The 18,120-nt window shown below is 37.6% G+C and carries 12 protein-coding genes; 5 read left to right on the plus strand and 7 right to left on the minus strand.

The window, feature by feature from the left end:
- Position 1: 1 nt before the first annotated feature.
- Complete coding sequence (hmgA, locus tag DC53_RS10160) at positions 2–1,303, minus strand: homogentisate 1,2-dioxygenase (protein WP_033029804.1); 1,302 nt, start codon at positions 1,301–1,303, stop codon at positions 2–4.
- 151 nt (positions 1,304–1,454) lie between these two features.
- Here hmgA and DC53_RS10155 point away from each other — a divergent pair, with 151 nt between their 5' ends.
- Positions 1,455–1,886 carry a MarR family winged helix-turn-helix transcriptional regulator gene (locus tag DC53_RS10155; protein ID WP_007375548.1) on the plus strand — a complete coding sequence of 144 codons (432 nt, stop codon included), beginning with the start codon at positions 1,455–1,457 and terminating at the stop codon, positions 1,884–1,886.
- Between the two features lie 51 nt (positions 1,887–1,937).
- Here the strand turns inward: DC53_RS10155 and DC53_RS10150 are convergent, their stop codons facing one another.
- The 3 genes from DC53_RS10150 to DC53_RS10140 form a co-directional block, all read right to left on the minus strand.
- Positions 1,938–5,066: a TonB-dependent receptor gene (locus DC53_RS10150; RefSeq protein ID WP_007375547.1), complete on the minus strand. Its 3,129-nt coding sequence runs from the start codon at positions 5,064–5,066 to the stop codon at positions 1,938–1,940.
- A gap of 341 nt (positions 5,067–5,407) precedes the next feature.
- The gene (locus DC53_RS10145; protein WP_033029807.1) at positions 5,408–8,581 is read right to left on the minus strand and encodes a TonB-dependent receptor; all 3,174 of its coding nucleotides are present in this window, start codon (positions 8,579–8,581) and stop codon (positions 5,408–5,410) included.
- Positions 8,582–8,624: 43 nt separating this feature from the next.
- Entirely contained in the window at positions 8,625–9,479 is an 855-nt protein-coding gene (locus DC53_RS10140) for a S1/P1 nuclease (protein WP_033029809.1), read from the minus strand.
- A 221-nt stretch (positions 9,480–9,700) separates the two neighbouring features.
- Between DC53_RS10140 and DC53_RS10135 the strand changes: the two genes are divergently transcribed.
- Both DC53_RS10135 and DC53_RS10130 read left to right on the plus strand, forming a co-directional pair.
- Positions 9,701–10,597: a type 2 periplasmic-binding domain-containing protein gene (locus tag DC53_RS10135; protein ID WP_204247255.1), complete on the plus strand. Its 897-nt coding sequence runs from the start codon at positions 9,701–9,703 to the stop codon at positions 10,595–10,597.
- Positions 10,590–11,534 (plus strand): hypothetical protein, encoded by a 945-nt coding sequence (locus tag DC53_RS10130; RefSeq protein ID WP_033029812.1) that lies wholly within the window; start codon positions 10,590–10,592, stop codon positions 11,532–11,534. The genes DC53_RS10135 and DC53_RS10130 overlap by 8 nt, the downstream gene beginning before the upstream one ends.
- Before the next feature lie 29 nt (positions 11,535–11,563).
- On the opposite strand, the gene ushA is transcribed toward DC53_RS10130, so the two are convergent.
- Together ushA and DC53_RS10120 are read right to left on the minus strand one after the other, a co-directional pair.
- Positions 11,564–13,183: a bifunctional UDP-sugar hydrolase/5'-nucleotidase UshA gene (gene ushA / locus DC53_RS10125; RefSeq protein WP_033029819.1), complete on the minus strand. Its 1,620-nt coding sequence runs from the start codon at positions 13,181–13,183 to the stop codon at positions 11,564–11,566.
- Positions 13,184–13,270: 87 nt separating this feature from the next.
- Positions 13,271–13,456 carry a hypothetical protein gene (locus DC53_RS10120; RefSeq protein WP_007375541.1) on the minus strand — a complete coding sequence of 62 codons (186 nt, stop codon included), beginning with the start codon at positions 13,454–13,456 and terminating at the stop codon, positions 13,271–13,273.
- Positions 13,457–13,705: 249 nt separating this feature from the next.
- Here DC53_RS10120 and DC53_RS10115 point away from each other — a divergent pair, with 249 nt between their 5' ends.
- Positions 13,706–14,446, plus strand: coding sequence for a peptidylprolyl isomerase (locus DC53_RS10115; protein ID WP_033029825.1), 741 nt, complete (start codon positions 13,706–13,708; stop codon positions 14,444–14,446).
- 67 nt (positions 14,447–14,513) lie between these two features.
- On the opposite strand, the gene DC53_RS10110 is transcribed toward DC53_RS10115, so the two are convergent.
- Positions 14,514–14,930: an MAPEG family protein gene (locus DC53_RS10110; RefSeq protein ID WP_007375539.1), complete on the minus strand. Its 417-nt coding sequence runs from the start codon at positions 14,928–14,930 to the stop codon at positions 14,514–14,516.
- Positions 14,931–15,170: 240 nt separating this feature from the next.
- Between DC53_RS10110 and DC53_RS10105 the strand changes: the two genes are divergently transcribed.
- Complete coding sequence (locus DC53_RS10105; RefSeq protein ID WP_033029828.1) at positions 15,171–18,053, plus strand: insulinase family protein; 2,883 nt, start codon at positions 15,171–15,173, stop codon at positions 18,051–18,053.
- The last annotated feature ends 67 nt before the right edge of the window (positions 18,054–18,120 follow it).

Below are 18,120 nucleotides of genomic sequence, written 5' to 3' on the forward strand. Positions count from 1 at the left end.
ATTAATCCTGTGAACCTGTAAATTGTTTTTTAATAGTACGCCAGCAATCGGTGTAGTTTAGTTGGCGCTCTTTACCTTCTAATGCATATTTTGTCGGTGAAATTATATAGCGCGACTCAAACATAAAGGCCAATGTGTTTTCGTATTTTTGTGGTGTAAGCTCAGCGTTTGAGGCTTTTTCAAATACGTCGGCTTCAGGTCCATGTGGCGACATACAATTGTGTAAACTTGCGCCACCAGGTACAAAACCATGCTCTTTTGCATCATACACACCTTCAATCAAGCCCATAAATTCACTCATAATATTGCGGTGATAATAAGGCGGGCGAAATGTATTTTCGGCTACCATCCAACGCGGTGGAAATATCACAAAATCGACATTTGCCATACCCTCAGTAGCAGAAGGAGAGGTTAGCACAGTGAATATAGATGGATCGGGGTGATCAAAGCTCACTGTATTCATCACATTAAAACGCGATAAGTCGTATTTATAGGGCGCACTATTACCTGTCCATGCAACCACATCAAAAGGAGAGTGCTTAATTTCACAGCTAAATAAATTACCGTTAAATTTAGAAACAAGCTCAAAGTCACCTTCTTTATCTTCAAAGGCAGCAACGGGGTATTGAAAGTCTCTGTCGTTGGCATAACCGTTTGCACCAACAGGTCCTCGCTCGGCAAGCTCAAGAGCATGGCCATAATTTTCACAAATATAACCACGGGCTGTATCGTCAATTAAATCAACAGAGAACTTAATTCCTCTGGGAATTACAGCAATTTCACCTGGCTTAATGCTTAACTTACCGCACTCGGTGTGAATTAATAACTCACCTTGCTGAGGAACAAACAACATTTCGCCATCGGCATTGTAAAAGTAACGTCCTTGCATTGACCGATTAGCGACATATACATGAATGCCAATACCAGATTGCCCATTAGCATTGCCATTAGCTGCCATCGTTACCAAGCCATCAATAAAGTCAGTAGACTGTGAAGGCATATCAATAGGATTCCAACGTAGCATTGTTGGTGGTGTTACGGCTTCAGTGATTGGAGCTGTTCTTATTAGGCCGTTATCAATTGCTTGGTAATCTCCTTGCACTACAGACGGACGAAGACGGTAAAACCAAGTGCGGCGATTTGAAGCGCGAGGAGCCGTAAACGCAGTCGAACTAAATTGCTCGGTGTATAAATCGTATTTAACCTTTTGTGGGCTAAATTGCCCTATTGGCAGTGCACCGGGTAGCGCTTGTGTTTCAAATTCATTACCAAAACCGGTCATATAACTTAATTGTGTCGCCATTACTGACTCCTGTGAGAGGGGGTTGGTTTAATATTATTTTTATTTCAGTTAAGATACTCTCAAGTGAGACTAATATCAAATGTGCAAGTATGCACCTGCGTAAATATTAATGAACACCAAAGTAAGCCTTATAAAGCTGGGATAACCAAAAATGAAAATTGATTTAGCAACGTTTTTACCTTATCAATTAACGAATGTAGCAACACGTGTAAGTAACGACTTTGCCGAGGTTTATCAAACTAAGTACGGTTTAAATATTCCCCAGTGGCGAATACTTGCTAACTTAGCGCAGTATGGCCAGAGCAACGCAAAGGATTTATGCACGCAAGCAAACATGGATAAGTCGACAGTGTCGCGTGCGGTAAAAGTTTTAATAGATAAAGGTTTAGTGAAAAGTGAGTTAAATGCACAAGACAAACGCGCGGCCTTACTTGTACTGAGCAAAGCAGGGCAAAGCTTATATGAAAATATAGCGCCCGATGCACTGAATTGGGAAAAACAATTACTGAGCACTTTAACCAACGAAGAATACGGAGTATTAGTGAGTATTTTTGAAAAGTTAAATAATAAATTAAAAGCATAAAAAAGCCCACAAAGTGGGCTTTTAAAAAATGTATTTGTTTACAATTCTAAATTAGAAAGTGTAACGAACACCTACACGCATTTGCCATAAAGACGCATCAGATTGTACTGATGTATTTGCGTTGTTTTTGTTAAAGTCTGAGTATACGTAGCGGCCTTCTTCATCAATTGATGTTGAAATCATGCTAGCGCCTACGAAAGGACCTTTCTTAAGTACGCCCCAATCATCGTTTAACAGATTTGTAAGGTTATCAATTACGAAGAATGCTTCACCTTTGTGACCTTCCATAAAACCTGGAAGCTCTTGTGTCACTTTAAAGTTAAACTTAACAAACCAATCAGAGTTCTCTGCGTTACGGCTAGTCGTTTGACCACGTTTTAAACCATTTGATGCAATAAATTCATTGAATTCATTGATATCAGCAGCACTCATGTCGTAAACAACGTTAGGATCGTTTTCTAGTGGAACATACAATAGCTGGCGGTTGCCATTCCAGTTTGAGTCACCGAATTTGCTATCACTGCCATCAAATGTGTAGCTGTAAGGTAAGCCTTTATATGCTTCACCGAATAGGTTAAAGCGAGTAGCAAATCCATCAACAAACTCATGACTATAACCAAGAGTCATAGTAAAACGATGTGGGATTTCGTAATCAGATGAAGCAACACCTGGGTTACCTGGATCTGTTAGCGCAATATTACCGTAGTTAGAACCTGCTGTAGAGCTAGTCATTGGGTTAACATCATCAGAATCTGTGTATGCATAACCAAAGTTTACGCTCACACCATTATCAAACATCTTGCTAACCGCTAATGAGATAACCGATGAATCACCGCTATCACCAGTTACATTTGTAAGAAGGTATTCCTCCTTGCGACCTTCAATTGACTCGTAGATAGGGCGACCGTCAAAAGTATTTTCGCCGCTATCTTGAAGAGCGATGTCACGCGTTAATGCAGCGTCTCTTTTCTTAGAGTATAAGTAATCAAGTGAAATAACATACTCGTTTTCAGTTGTGTATGTTGCACCAAGTGAATACTTCCATTCTGAAGGAATTTCGAAGTCTGGGTCAACAGCGTTTGTTGCTGAATCACCTGAGCCGATTACAGTATTACCAACCTCATCAAATAATTGCTGAGGAACTTCAAAACCTGGTTTACCAGCATTTACATTAGCTGTATTGAATAAATCAATTTTATTATCGTCATCGCGAAGTAATGTACCAATGTTTGTTATACCATCATTCGAATATGAATTTGATAACCAAACGTTAGGATTACCGCCTGAGAACAAGCCAACGCCTGCACGTACTTCAAGTGCGTCTGTAGCGTACCATTGGAAGCCTACACGAGGTTGAATTAAATCAATACCATCAAATGTACTTTGGTTGCTGTAGCCATAGCGATCAGTAAAGTTTTGATTTAAGTTAGGTGCATCATCACTGGTGTATTTATCATAACGTAGACCAAACGTGATGTTTGCATCTAAATCAGTGAACGAGTACTCGTCTTGCACGTAAAATGTATGTTGAGCGTATGAAAAGCTCGCAGCAGCATCATTTGGATCATTCGTACCTGCCGCATTATTGTAGTAGATACGGTCGGCAAGACCTGCCTCAAAATTATTTATTGAGTCAAAACGATATTCACCTTCAGTATGCTGAACGAATAAGTTAAATACATCTAACTCTTCGAACTCATAACCAGCAGTAATTGTATGTTGATCAAGGTAGTAAGTACCTGCAACTTTAAATGTAGTTGTATCGTAATCTAAGTCATTTGATTGACGTGAATCATCTGGACCAATATAAACTGTACCACCATCGTCGGTACGAATTTGCATTTCACCAAAGCTGCTTGCTGCATCTAGTGATTGTACTGTTGCATCAAGCTCAGATTTACCAATTCGAACTTCAGTAGAGAAGTCATCTGACCAATCAGAGTAAACAGATGCAATGATTGAAGTGAATTCTGCACTTTGGTCATAAAAGTGGTTAGATAGTGATACACGGCTAGAGCCAGTATCAGACTGTGAAACAGTATTACCATCGTTGTAGTTGTAGATTAAGTTTGCGCGGTGATCTTCGTTGATGTTCCAATCTAGTTTAACTAGTATTTTTTCATCTTCAACAGGCATACTTGAAGGCATACCACCGGCATCATAACCGTAAACAGATTGAGAAATGCTCTGAATTCGAGAAATATCATCAGCAGTTACACTACCGCTGCTTAAACCATCGTAGTTAAACTGTTGAACGCCTTCAAGTTTTTCATATGAAGTGAATAAAAATAGTTTATCTTCAATTAGTGGAAGACCTACGTTGAAGCCGTAACGTTTTTCAGTATAGTTACCGTTATCAACGTCATCACCTTCAATTTTATCACCCTTGAAAGAGTCGCTAGTGTAATCATAGAAAACAGCGCCATGAACATCATTGCCACCAGATTTGGTTACTGCGTTGATGTTACACGATGTAAAACCACCGTATTGAACGTCAAACGGTGCAAGTTCAGCTGAAACTTGTTCAATTGAATCAAAAGAGAAAGGGGCGCGAATAGTTGGGTAACCATTTGAGCTTAAGCCGAAGTTATCGTTCATACGAACGCCGTCTAGCGTTAAGCTGTTGTAGCGAGGGTTACCACCACCACAGTTAATTGAACCACGGCTATCATCGATTGTGATACGTGGGTCAATACGGATAATGTCTTTTAAATCACGGTTAATAGCTGGTGTATTTTCAAGATCAGTTAGCGTAAATGTAGACGCCGGACCAGTACCACCAGACATAGAGCTAATTGGCGCGCCAGAAACTACAATTTGTTCCATGCTTGATTGTGACTCAAGAGAAACGTTTACTGGGTAGTCGTTACCAATATTAAGAATAATGTTATTGAATTCTTGGTCTGCATATACATCAGAATCAACAATTACTTTATAAGGACCGCCAACACGTAGGCCTTTGGCTGTGAAATAACCAGCGTCATTTACTTCAGTTGTTTTTACTGATCCAGAAGGCACGTGTAAAATTGTTACTTTAGTGCCGGCTGCTGGGTTGCCATTAGGCCCCATTACTTGACCTTTAATTGCAGAGGTCGTTTCGTTAGCCATTGCAGCGCCACTTACACCAACACATGCTGCAATAGCAAGTGAAAGAGCTGTTTTGCGTAATTGAGTTTTCATTTAATTTTCCCGTGTAGTTAATAATTAAATTTTTATATTTTTATTTTAAATTTTGAAAAATAAACAGTCGAAGTTCATTTATTCAAAATCCGTTACTAGTGTACCTCATTTATTCGTTACAAATAAAATACAACTGCAATATATTTTTAATAAATAGTACTATTTTTGTCTATTTGAGTGTTTTTTTGAGCAATAACTCTATATCGGGGTATATATTACGCGGGCTTTATGACAAACATGTGAAATTATAGGGAGGAATATGAAAAAACCCATTACAAATTGCAATGGGTTTATTGTGATTTACAAATAACTTAACACGTTATTTGTATTGTTTTTAAGGCTTAAAATTTGTAGCTGATACCAACTTTAGCCTGCCAAGCTGATGACGATGAACTGATTTGCGAGTAATTACGCACATCCGCACCGCCAAAACTGTTGTCTATTTTATATCTGCCTTGATCATCAAGACCACCAAAGTCATAAATAGTTTGGTTAGAGTAACCTAAGCGCTTTTCTATACCCCAGTCACTGTTTAAAAGGTTTGCGAAGTTATCAATCATAAAGTAAACCTCACCACTGTGACCTTGTGCAAAGCCAGGTATTTCTTGCTTGATGCTTACATCCATGGTTGTTACCCAAGGCTGAGTTGCTGTGTTTTTACCTAAAATACCACCACGTTGAGATATACCAGCACGCTCTAATAACGGTTCTAACTCAGCCCAAGTCATTTTAGAATCAGCCCAATTTACATTCGGATCATCAGCACCTGTAGGAATATAAGGTAAGTAGGCACCATTAGAGAATAAAGAGCTTGTATCTCCTAAATCACCTTTTTTATACATATTCATAGTATAACTAAATGGGCGACCTGAACGACGCTCAAAATACACGTTAAATTTAGTAGCATATCCTTCAAAAATTTCAGTGTTATATGCTAAGTTAATTTTAAAGCTGTGCTCAACTTCGTAAAAGCCACGTGCTGCAATATCTTCATTACGATTTACTGTAATATTGTGCTTATAGTTACCTTCTGCCTGAGAGGCTGAACCTGCTGATGATTCTGTAACATCTTGGTGAGCATAGCTTGCCGATACAAACAGGCCATTGTCCCATTGTTTAGCAATACCCGTTGAAATAATAATTGAACGACCATCATCCGATGAATTAGTCATTTCTATGTCAACATTATCGCCACTGTAAATACTTTGATTGATAACACGTTCGCCGTCCGCTGCTAAGCCTACTGGGTTAATAGACGAATTATGCCATACCGCTTCATTCTCTTTTTTATGATAAGCAATCTCTGCTTGCCATTTAAAGCCATCACCTAATAGTTCAGAATCAAACTCATATTCAAAACCTATTTGAGTACGAATGCTTGAAGGCAATTTAAAGTCAGGGTCGATATACGCAACGCTACCAGCACCTTGCTCTAATGTATTTTTTATTTCATCAGGAACCTGAGTAATATCAGCTGTGTTATTTGCATAGTAATCATTAATTACATCGTTTTGTGCTGATACTAAAGTAATGCCATCACTTTGGAATGAATTGTTATACCAAACATTTGGAATGCCGCCTTGGAAACGACCAATACCACCATTAATAGTAAGCGCTTCTGTTACGTAGTACTTAAAGCCAACACGAGGAAGTATAATATCTAGGCCATCAAGATTTTCTTGGTTAGTAAAGCCATACGTATTAGCAAAGTTTTCATTTAGAGTTGGTTTATCATCAGATGATAAGCGCTCATAACGAATACCTGCTGTAACTTCTAAATCGTCACCTACATAAAAAGTATCTTCTATGTAAAGCGCTAGCTGGTTACGTCTTACATCATATGCTGTATCAGCTGAATCATTAGTGTAAGCATTTTGATAAGAGAAATCATAAGAACCAATTTCACGGTTTTCAAAATTTTCTAAGCTATCAAATTTCCACGTTCCAAGAGAGTTTTGAGCAAACAAGTTATATAAACGAAGTGACTCGTACTGAGCTCCAAAGTTTATTTCATGCTCATCCATTAAATACGTAGCGTCTAACGTAAAAGTTAGGTTTTGTGTTTCTGAACGGTTTGCATGGCGGTATTGATCTGTACCAAAGTTGTAAGAAGGACCATTTCGACCGTCTTCCTCAACAGTAATGCTTCCTAAGTTAGAGCGAGTTGCGCTATCAGAGGTAACATCTTTATACGACACACCAATTTCTGTTGAAAAGTTTTCAGTCCAATCAGAGTAAAGCTTAGATGAAAAGTTATTAAACTTAGTTACGTATGCATAAGTACTTGAAACTAAGGCTATATTATCACCGCCTGTGCTAGAGTTACGCTCATCTTGGTCGTCTTGCCATTGATAAGTGAAATCTAAACGATGGTCATCACTTGCGTTCCAGCTTAATTTAACAAGCAAGTTTTTGTTTGTATCTTCTGGCGCACCGGCTAATGAATCAGTTAAGCCGTATTCATTATTTAAAATAGAAATAAAACGATTATAGTTAGCTTCAGAAGTATTAAATTCATTTGAAGCACCAGAGCCGTCAAAGCCGTAATCTAGATCTAATTCACTTGACCATTCTGCATAGTTAACAAAGTAAAACAGTTCATCAGCAATAATCGCTCCACCAACGTTAAAACCAAATCTTTCTTCAGTTTTAATCGGCTCTACTTTATTTGTAGAGTAAGTTTTATGACCTAGCTCATCAAGATCGTCTTCTTGTACAATATTATCAACATCGCCAGCTATCTCAGGAGTAGATATTTCGTAAAAGCCAGAAAACTTGAACTCATTTGTACCAGATTTTGTTACTGCATTAATAGTACCGCCACCAAAGTTACCTTTAGAAGCCGAAAATGGCGATACATCAACAGAGACTTGTTCAATAGCATCAAGTGCTACAGGAGGCTGAGAAGTAGGGTAGCCACCAAAGTTCAAGCCAAAGTCATCATTTTGACCAATACCGTCAACTGTTAAACCGTTGGTACGAGGGTTACTACCTGCAAACGTTAGTTCACCATTACCATTAATACTGGCAAGTGGGTTTAAGCGCGCAATATCTTTAATGTCGCGATTAAAGCTTGGCATGTTCTCAATAGTATCAGAACCAAAAGAGCTGCTTGAGCCACCTGATTGTTGAACAATCTTATAACCAGACACTTCAATCTTTTCGATGTTTAGCGGAGCTAGCTGTGAGCTTAAACGGTAAGTTTCACCAAGGTTTAAGTAGATATTTTCAACCGTTGTGTCGTTAAACGTATCAGAATCGATGATCACCATGTAAGGACCACCTACACGTAAACCATTAGCGATAAACGTACCACTTTCGTTTGTAGTGAGCTCGCTAATAGTTCCCGTTGGTTGGTGAACTACTTTGATTTTAACGTTTGCAGCACTGCCACCTGAAGGCGTTGTGATTTTACCACGCATTGCAGATGAAGTATCAGCAGCCATTGCGCTTGTAGAAACACCTAGAGCTAAAATTACCGCTCCAGTTAATTTCGAAAGGCGAAGCTTAGTCATAATGTTGATTTCCCGTGTGTAGGTTATATAAATTTAATACAGTTTATTTGTCAGTCGTCATTTTCAGCGCCGTTTCTAACTCTTTTGCAGAAGGGTCAAATAAGGCATTTAGTAATCCAGCTAGTCGAATACCTGCTTGTTGTAAGCGCGTTTTTATAATCGGAGTGTTGTTATATATGTAGCTATAACCAATTTCATCGTTGGTATATTTATAAATTTTTGTTGCTAAATTATGAGATTCTTCAACCCAAGTTTTAGGTGAGCTTTGTAAATACTCAGCAATTAGTTCTTTATTGTTTGTATCAATAAATTGTGCAAATTCGGTGTAAGACAAGTTCTGGTTTTCGATTAACTTAGTATCCCAAAGGCTGTGAAGGTTTGTTTCTTCGTTAAAAAATGAAACCTTGATACGGTTACCACCTCTGTCTTCACCTCGACCCGCATGAAATGGTTGGTGACTGTCGCCCACCAAATGTACTAAAAAACGTAAACTGAACTGTTTAGCATCCAAGGTGCTATTTTTATCAGTGAGCGTTTGCATTGAATAGTGAATGCCTTCTAGGATATTACTTACAGATTCTTTGTTTTTAGTGTGATCGTGATTGAAGCTGAAAGATTTTCCTGGGGCTGCGTTAATGTAATGCCAACGAGATGATTTCTTTTGCCAAAAGTCGCCAGGAGCAGAGCGCATTTCATCAGGCCACGTTGATATTTGCGCAAGTGACTCACCATCAAGGTAGGGTTGTATTGCCGTTTTTGTTGTTTCGCTTATATGAGATTCTGCAATCTTCCCTACAATACGATGGCCATTTTGACCCCAAGCGTATGAGTTAGTGCTTGTGAATATTGCACTAATCAAAAGCACAGAAGATATCGAGTATTTTATATTGTTATGCATTAGAACTTCCTAAATGAATATTTCATGGGGTTGCTATAAGCTAATACGGTCAATTGTCCTCACTTTTAATGTTGATAGGAAGGAGTCATTAAAATTCATACTTTCTTATTCACTTATGATTAAAATCAATGGCTTATATTTAACAGGTAAAATTACTTGTTGTAATAAGTAAGTAAAGTTGTTCAAATGCAATATATGATTTATTTTTTAGTGGCATTGCGTTGAATTTGAAAAATATCGTGCTAAATAAAACGTTAATTGTTACATTTTTGTTTGTATTGTTGATAGTAACGTGGGTTTGTGGACAAGTTAGTGTGTATAACGATGATTTGCATTTCCCAGTTATGATCGAAACCTCAACAGAGTGTCAAACAACAGCAACAAGTAATAAAAGCCAATTGATTGTTTTTACGCAATCAAAAAAAATAGCCAAGTTATTAACACAAAACTTGTGTTCTGATAACGTAGTGTCTAAGCAGTACGGCTCTGTAAAAGGGTATTGGGGGTATAGAACGGCGGACAGCTTTGAGTTTGTTGGTAAAGGCATTGCTGATTTAATTTTGGCTAAAAATAATATTATGGCAGCCTTTAAAGCAGAGTCGACCTATAACTACCAGCCTGTTGTTGGCTTTTCTGACTACACGGCCTTTTTTATATCTTCTAAAGAAAAGCCTCGAATCACAAAACAATACTTTTTAGATAAGCGCATAGGTTTGCTTGATTATCCGACTAGCCGCTCAGGGCATATTTTACCAAAGCAGACGTTTAAAGAGTTGGATATAAATTTAGCTAATTTGAAAATCACTTATGCTAGCTCTCATAACGAATTACGTGATTTACTCGCCGACGGAAAAGTAGATATTATTGCCTCGTTTTGGAAAGAGAGCGACGAAAAACGTTTTTCTAAAAACTATATTACGCCATTGAGTAATAACATTTCAGGAACAAGATGGTACTTAAAAATGCAGCAAAACAATACTGATTTATTGTGTGCAGTGCAAGCAAATTTACTTGATATGTCTAAAGATCAAAGTTTGCATTACTATCAAAACGTACAGCCATTTTGGAGTTGCGGTACTAGTTCAGTAAACTTAAAAGAGGAAGTTAGTGATGAGTAAATATAAACAACTGCTTGTTTTATTTTGCTTGTTTTTAACTTTATCGTCTGTTTTTTATATTTCTGTAACTCAAAAAAACCAGCAAGTAACTAAACAAAAAATAACGCAGATAGAAAGGCAAATAGCACTCGACTTACCATTACTTGATTTACCAAATGAGCTGCTTAAGCATTCAGGTAATAAAGATGCAGTTAACAGCTATATCAAAATCTTAAATAGCTACATTAATATGAGTGGGCTTAAAGTTGTTGCTATTGCACCAAAAAGCGAAATGGCAACACCTATAAACTCAAGCCAAATAATACGTAATTTGAGCACAAATAACGGACTCGTACTAGTTGTTTTTAGTGTTAAACACATTCACTTTCCGCTGAGTCATTTTATTTATTATTTCATATTTTCGGTATTAAGTGTGTTGATTAGTTTTTGGGTAAAGTTTGCGTTTATTAAACAAAGCAATAAGCAGTTTAATAATGCAAAGCATCAATCAATTGCAGAGCCTACGCCGCTGATACTTATTGTTGATCTTAACGATAAAACATTATCTAGTAGTTGTAACCCAGAACAAAAAATATGTTTAGCCAATAAGCCATTGTGCTTTTATTTAGCACTTGTAGAGTATTGTACAAATAACGATGATGTAGCACTTAGCCATAATAAAGATGTACCTGAGGAACTGCTAGAGCTTGCTAACAAGTATTTTTATAGGTTAGTCCAACTTGGTCACACGGTTAGAAAAAGACCAAACTTTAATAATAGTCTTGAAAAAACGTTGAGTGAAATACGTGCGGCACTAGATGAAGTACTTAACGAATGCCCTGAAGAGAAAGAGTTATATTATCCACCAAAAGCGTATGGTGAGGGCTCTCGCTCTCGTTTACATAGTTATGGGCTGGCAAATATTAGAAAAGGCAATATTGAAATAAGAGGAAAGTAGCTTAGCTACTTTCCTCTTATTATATTTATTTACTTAGGAGCAAACTCAGCCGTTTTAAGAGGGCTGTTCTTTGATATAAAGTCTTGAAGGGCTTGGGCATCTGTTTCATCTGTACTAACAAACCCCTTTTTATTTGTAAGCGCAGGGTAGCCATCACCGCCTGATGCGTTATAGCTATTTAGACTCATTCTATACGTATTATGTTTATTAAAAGGCTGGCCATTAATAACCAGATTAATTAGCTGGCCATCTTTACGCTCAAACGATAGTTTATGGTATTGCAAATAAGCACCTGCATCCGGTGGGAAGCTCGTTACTGTATTTAAATAATCCCATAAATCACTGCCTTGCCAATCCATATAAGTAATGCGATTTTTAAAAGGATGTACTTTTAAAATATCTTTATAGCTTACTTCACCAGCATCAATTGAGCTGCGAATGCCACCACCACTTATCAGTCCAAAGTCTGCACCCACTACATCCATTTGCGCTTGAATAATTACGCGTGCAAGATTTGTTTGTTGATAGCGGACTTTGTTTCTGTCACCTTCTAAACGAGCATCTACTTCACCAATGGTACCTTCAATTTGTTTAGCGCCTTTAGCTTGATATACCGCTAAATAAGATTCAAGTTTTGAGTCTGGTTTAATGTACTCGTTTGCTAAGACTGCTTTAGTAGAACCATCAGCTTGTACTTTATCAACATATAAATTAACTGGCATAAGTTTGTAGTCAAGTAATGTTAATTTACCGTTTTCAAGTTTAAACTCAGCTTTACCCACATACTTACCCCATTCATGGGCCTGCATAATGTAAGTACCGTTTTGCTGGTCTGGTTTACAGGCAAGGCCTGGTTTAAAGTTATCGTCATTTACATTTGTATCACTCATACACACAGGTTCTTGTGAGTGACCACCAATGATCATATCAAGCGTGTTTGCAGGAAGTGAGCGGGCAAGCGTTACATCGCCTGATGCATTAATGCCAAAGCTGGCATCAACATAATGACCCATATGAGTCAGCGCAATGGTAATGTCAGGGTTGTACTTAGCTTTTATTTCTTTAGCTAGTTTTGCGGTAACGTCAACAGGGTCTTTAAACTCTAAGTGCCCAATATACTGAGGATTACCAATTTTAGCAGTGTCGGTTGTTGTTAAACCAATAACAGCAATAGTTAAGCCATTTTTTTTGAATATTTTGTAGCCATCAAAAGCGTGCTCGCCTGTCTCTTTTTCAAATATATTGGCTGATAAAAAAGGGAAGTTCACCCATTTTTGTTGTTGCTTCAAAACATCAATAGGGTTATCGAATTCGTGATTACCTAATGCCATTGCATCGTAACCAATCAGCGACATTCCTTTAAAGTCAGGTTCTGCTTTTTGTAAATCTGACTCAGGAATGCCCGTATTAATATCACCACCAGAGAGTAGTAAAACGGCATGACCTTGTTTGTTCGCTTCAGCTCGAAGCGAATCAATAAGCGTTTTACGTGCAGCCATGCCGTATTCGCCTTTTTCATTGTGCCAAAAACGTCCATGGTTATCATTTGTATGTAGAACAGTTAAGTATTGAGTTGAGGGACTACTAGTTGATGATGAAGTGCAACCAAGTACACTAAGAATAATTGAGAATAAAATAATAATACGCATAAAATACCTATGGATTAAGGTCTACTTAATTTATTGAACGGGTAGTTTAAACTAGTTTAATCTTAAAAAAACGTACTTATTTACATTTTATTTAGAAGGTGCAGTTAATTGATTTGTTGCAGCACGTTCACGACGCCTTAATTCGGTATTCGCATATTCCCGCTTGCTGTGATTAGTACCTATCATCCATGTTAAAAAGCTCGCCGGTAGTTTTGTGTATGGTTCACCTTTGTGTAAACCAAAGTCGCAAATCGTTTGTTTAGTGTGTGGCATTGTTAGATCCTGTTGTTTGTGTTTTTTTAAAGTAACAAAAAGTAGTCACGCTTTTTAGATGATTTATTTGTAAATAATTAAATTTATATAGCTAAAAAGCATATAAATAATGATGTATGTAATTAATTTGTTATCAACACGGTCTAATTTGTATCAACTCGCACTTTAGAATCGATTTTAATCGCCTATGGTATTAATGTGTTAACGTATTAACTACTTATCTAAAAAATATAACAACAGGAATGTAACATGAAAAAACTTTTACTTGGCTCAGTACTCGCTGCAGCAAGTTTTACTAGCACCGCTACTATTGTCGAAATGAACACGAGCCAAGGTGTGATAGAAATTAATCTTTTTGATCAACAAACACCTAAAACAGTCGAAAATTTTTTAAGTTATGTTCAAGATGATTCATATAACGAAACAGTGATTCACCGCTCTGTCAGTAATTTCGTTATTCAAGGTGGTGGATTTACATTTTCTGATTCATTAGATGCGATTACGACAAAGCCTACTGTAATAAATGAGCCGGTTTTTTCTAATGTTAAGGGTACAATTGCTATGGCTAAATTATCAGGTGATGCTAATAGCGCGACAAGCCAGTGGTTTTTCAATATCACCGATAACAGTGCTGCACTTGATACGCAAAATGGTGGTTTTACTGTGTTCGGACAAATTACTGCAGCGAGTCAATCTACTTTAGATAAAATTGCAGCTTTGGTGCACTGTGGTGAAACTCCAGTTGTTGATATTACTGCTGAACAATGTTCAAGCAATGACGTAACGATTAGCAGTGCTAATTTAGTGACTATTCAAAGCGTAACTGTAATGGATGATGACCCGAATTCTTCAGCAGGGCTTACAGTCACTGCAAATACGTTAATTGACGCTGACACATCAACAGATTCAGGTAGTAGCTCTGGCGGCGGGTTAATTTGGCTTTTAGGTGCTTTCTTACTTGCGGTACCTCGTTTAAAACGTGCTAAATAATTAAAATTAACGGTAATGTGGATGGCGTAAACCAGCCGTCCACATTACTATTATTAAACTTTGCTATTTAAAATAATATTCGCCAAACCATCGCAAGCCAAATTGAAAACACACAAATACAACCCAGTAAAAACACGTTAAAACGTGCGCGTACGTTATTTTTACCTAAATGAATAACACTATGCACAATTCGTGTTGCTACAAATAAACAGGCCAATATAGCCACAAGTGTACTGGCGCTACTTAGTTGTAGTGCAAGTAAACATCCCGCGTAAAAAAGTACAGGTATTTCAAACTGATTCGAAAAGTTCCTATCTGCAACCCTAATAGTGTCGCCAGCCTTATCTAACTGCATTGTTTTAAAATCGCTTAAATCTAGTTGTTTATTTTTAGCTGCTGCAAAGCGCCTTTTACCCATAATGAGCATAACAACCAGTGAAAGTGTAACTTGTGTGAACATGGCAAGTATGATGATTTTTTCCATTATTTTTCCTTATTATTATTTAGAGTTTGTGTATCTTTTGATATTGAATGATTTTTAATCTCACAAGGTTGGCAGATTCCCAATCTAATATTCGATTATGAAGTCATTTTTCACAATGTGTTACACAAAATAGCGTTATTTTGTAGAAAGTTATTAATTGAAAATGTTAGTTTAGCTTAACTATATTGCTTTGAATTGGCGCACGCTATTTTGCGCAATACTTTTTAATGGAAAACAAAAATGAAAAAGATTATTGGTTTTAGTGCCATCGCACTTGCAGTTTTAAGTGGTTGTTCAAATACGGCTTCGGTTTCAGTGGCGCCTCAGGCCTCTTTACTATCAGATACGTTAGTCGTAAGTCCTAACGATAACCGCGAATATAAAACACTTAAGCTGGCAAACGACATTGAAGTTATTTTAGTGTCTGATCCGGGTGCTGAAAAATCAGCAGCGGCACTAAGCGTTGGTGTTGGTTTACTGCACGACCCGATGTCGCAGCAAGGTATGGCGCATTATTTAGAGCACATGCTGTTTTTAGGCACAGATCGTTACCCAGATACAAAAGGGTATTCTGATTTTATGACCAAAAATGGTGGCGCGCACAACGCGTATACGTGGCTCGATATTACCAATTACATGTTTAAAATTAATAACGACGCGTTTGATGAAGGATTAGATCGTTTTGCCGATTTTTTCAAAGCGCCAAAGCTATACCCAGAATACACAGACAAAGAAAAAAATGCAGTGAACGCAGAGTGGTCAATGCGCCGCGAAATGGACTTTTTTGGTCAGTTTAAACTCGCGCGTAAAATGATGGGCGATCACCCCGCTAATCGTTTTTTAATCGGGAACCTTGAAACGCTTGGCGATAAAGAAAGCAGCTCGCTGCATAAGGAAACCGTCGATTTTTATAATAAATACTACTCTTCAAATATTATGAAAGTTGCGCTTATTTCTAATTTACCTATTGCTGAAATGGAGCAAAAAGCGCAAAAATACTTTGCTGATATAAAAAATAAAAACATCGAAAAACCTACAGTGACTGCAAAGCTTGATTTTGATAACGCTGGCGGAAAACGCGTGTTTTATGCACCAAATGAAGATGTAAAACAGCTGCAACTTGATTTCACCATTGCTAATAATAATAGTGAATTTGCACTTAAACCAAACCGATTTGTAGCGTATTTACTAAGTAATGAAATGCCGGGCAGCCCAGCGCAACTTCTTCGTGATAAAGGGTGGGTATCTCAGCTTTCAGCTTCAGCTGCACCAAATCAATATGGCAACTACGGTTCGTTAAATGTAAATGTAGAGCTTACAGATGAAGGCATGAAAAATCGTGACGAAATAGTTGCAACTATCATGCAGTACATCGACCTAATTAAAAGAGAAGGCGTTGATAGCAAGTACTTCAACGAAATTCGTACTTCCCTTAATAACCAATTTAAGTTTTTAGAAAAAGGTGATGAGTTTAATTATGTAAGCTCACTTACACAAAGTATGCAAGATTATCCGTTAAATCACGCTATTAATGCACCTTATTATTATGCAAAGTTTGACGCTGACGCTGTAAACAATGTACTTGAGCAGTTAAATGCCGATACCCTTCGTATTTGGTATGTATCGCAGCAAGAAGAGACTGACTCACAACTACACTTTTACGACGGTAAATACCGCATCAGTGACATTAGCGATGATGAAATTGCCAGCTGGAAAAAACCAAGCGAATTTAAGTTAGCACTACCAACAGTAAACAATTTATTGCCTGAAAATTTTGCAATAAAAACGCAAGCATTTAAAGAGCAAAAACACCCAGAACTTGCTTACGATAAAAATGGTGTAAAAGTATGGCGCCAAGCAAGTCAAAAATTTGCAGAGCAGCCAAAAGGGCTTGTCGAAGTTTATATAAATACTCAACCCGGTTTGAACGATATTAAAGCAGAAGTCCTTTATTCTGTTTGGGCTGATTTATATAATATTCAACAAAGTCAGTTAAGTACCGAAGCAGCAATCGCCGGTATGAGCGTAAGCTTAGCACCGAGTAATGGTCTTGTTTTATCTATGAGTGGTTTTACAGATAAGCAAGATGTATTGCTTAAACAAGCTTTAACCGGGTTAAAAGCCGATGAAACAGCACAAGCATTTAGCCAAGCGGTAGATCGTTTTAAACGTAATTTACTAAACCAACAAAAGCAGTTTCCGTATGCACAAGCATTTGGCGAGTATTCAAAACTAACGCGTACAGGTGGCTTTGATACAGATGCGCTTATAAAAGCCGCTGACTCACTGAGTGTTGCCGACTTAGCACAATTAAAAACAGCTACGTTTGCACAAAACGATTTACGCGTATTTAGTTACGGTAACTACGATCAGCAAGATATTGACGCGATTGCACAAGAGTTAAGTGCAACATTACCAAGTAATCATAAGCGCAGTGAATTTGCACGAAGCAAAGCGTGGTTGCCACAACCGGGCGAAACGCAGGTACTGCAAAAAGATATTGATGTAGCCGATGTAGCGGTGGTTGATATGACCGTTCATCCTGTTGCGGGTTACAAACAAAAAGCAGAAGCAGCTGTATTACAAAGCCACTTTAGAACAGTTGCGTTTGATAAAATGCGTACTGAGGAGCAACTTGCATACGCAGTAGGTGCGTTAGCTCGCCCAATTGAAGATTACTCAGCAATTGGTTTGTATATCCAAACACCGGTTAAAGGACCAAAAGAAATACAAGCTCGTTTTGATAAGTTTAAAAAAGAATACGCAGTTGAACTCGATAACATGAGCGAAGAGACTTTTGAGCAGCTGAAAAACTCTACCCTTGTATCACTTAAAGAGCAGCCTAAAAACTTAAGTGACGAAATGAGCCCACTTATAAACGATTGGTACCGTGAAAACTTTACCTTTGATTCTAAGCAAAAGCTGATTGATGAAGTTGAAAAAGTAACGCTTGCAGATATAAAAGACTACTACAAGCAAACAATGCTTAACCCTAATGCTGCACGTTTAAATGTGCAATTACGCGGGACTAAGTTTATAGAAAGTGACTTTGCCGATTTACCAAATCAAACTAAAATCACAACGCTTGATGCCTATTACAATGGTATTAAACTACAAAAATAAGCTTTATCTATGTAGCTAAAAATAAACCCCAATGTATCACTACATTGGGGTTTTTATTTAAGCAAAT

The organism is Pseudoalteromonas fuliginea (assembly GCF_000690055.1).
In the GTDB taxonomy this organism is placed as follows: Bacteria; Pseudomonadota; Gammaproteobacteria; order Enterobacterales; family Alteromonadaceae; genus Pseudoalteromonas; species Pseudoalteromonas fuliginea.

Bases quoted from the DNA above. Each gene is read 5' to 3' on its own strand.
- DC53_RS10120 (WP_007375541.1), bottom strand. From the start codon at position 13,456: ATGCCACACACTAAACAAACGATTTGCGACTTTGGTTTACACAAAGGT.
- DC53_RS10145 (WP_033029807.1), bottom strand. From the start codon at position 8,581: ATGACTAAGCTTCGCCTTTCGAAATTAACTGGAGCGGTAATTTTAGCT.
- ushA (WP_033029819.1), bottom strand. From the start codon at position 13,183: ATGCGTATTATTATTTTATTCTCAATTATTCTTAGTGTACTTGGTTGC.
- DC53_RS10115 (WP_033029825.1), top strand. From the start codon at position 13,706: ATGAAAAAACTTTTACTTGGCTCAGTACTCGCTGCAGCAAGTTTTACT.
- DC53_RS10150 (WP_007375547.1), bottom strand. From the start codon at position 5,066: ATGAAAACTCAATTACGCAAAACAGCTCTTTCACTTGCTATTGCAGCA.
- hmgA (WP_033029804.1), bottom strand. From the start codon at position 1,303: ATGGCGACACAATTAAGTTATATGACCGGTTTTGGTAATGAATTTGAA.
- DC53_RS10110 (WP_007375539.1), bottom strand. From the start codon at position 14,930: ATGGAAAAAATCATCATACTTGCCATGTTCACACAAGTTACACTTTCA.
- DC53_RS10140 (WP_033029809.1), bottom strand. From the start codon at position 9,479: ATGCATAACAATATAAAATACTCGATATCTTCTGTGCTTTTGATTAGT.
- DC53_RS10105 (WP_033029828.1), top strand. From the start codon at position 15,171: ATGAAAAAGATTATTGGTTTTAGTGCCATCGCACTTGCAGTTTTAAGT.
- DC53_RS10155 (WP_007375548.1), top strand. From the start codon at position 1,455: ATGAAAATTGATTTAGCAACGTTTTTACCTTATCAATTAACGAATGTA.
- DC53_RS10130 (WP_033029812.1), top strand. From the start codon at position 10,590: ATGAGTAAATATAAACAACTGCTTGTTTTATTTTGCTTGTTTTTAACT.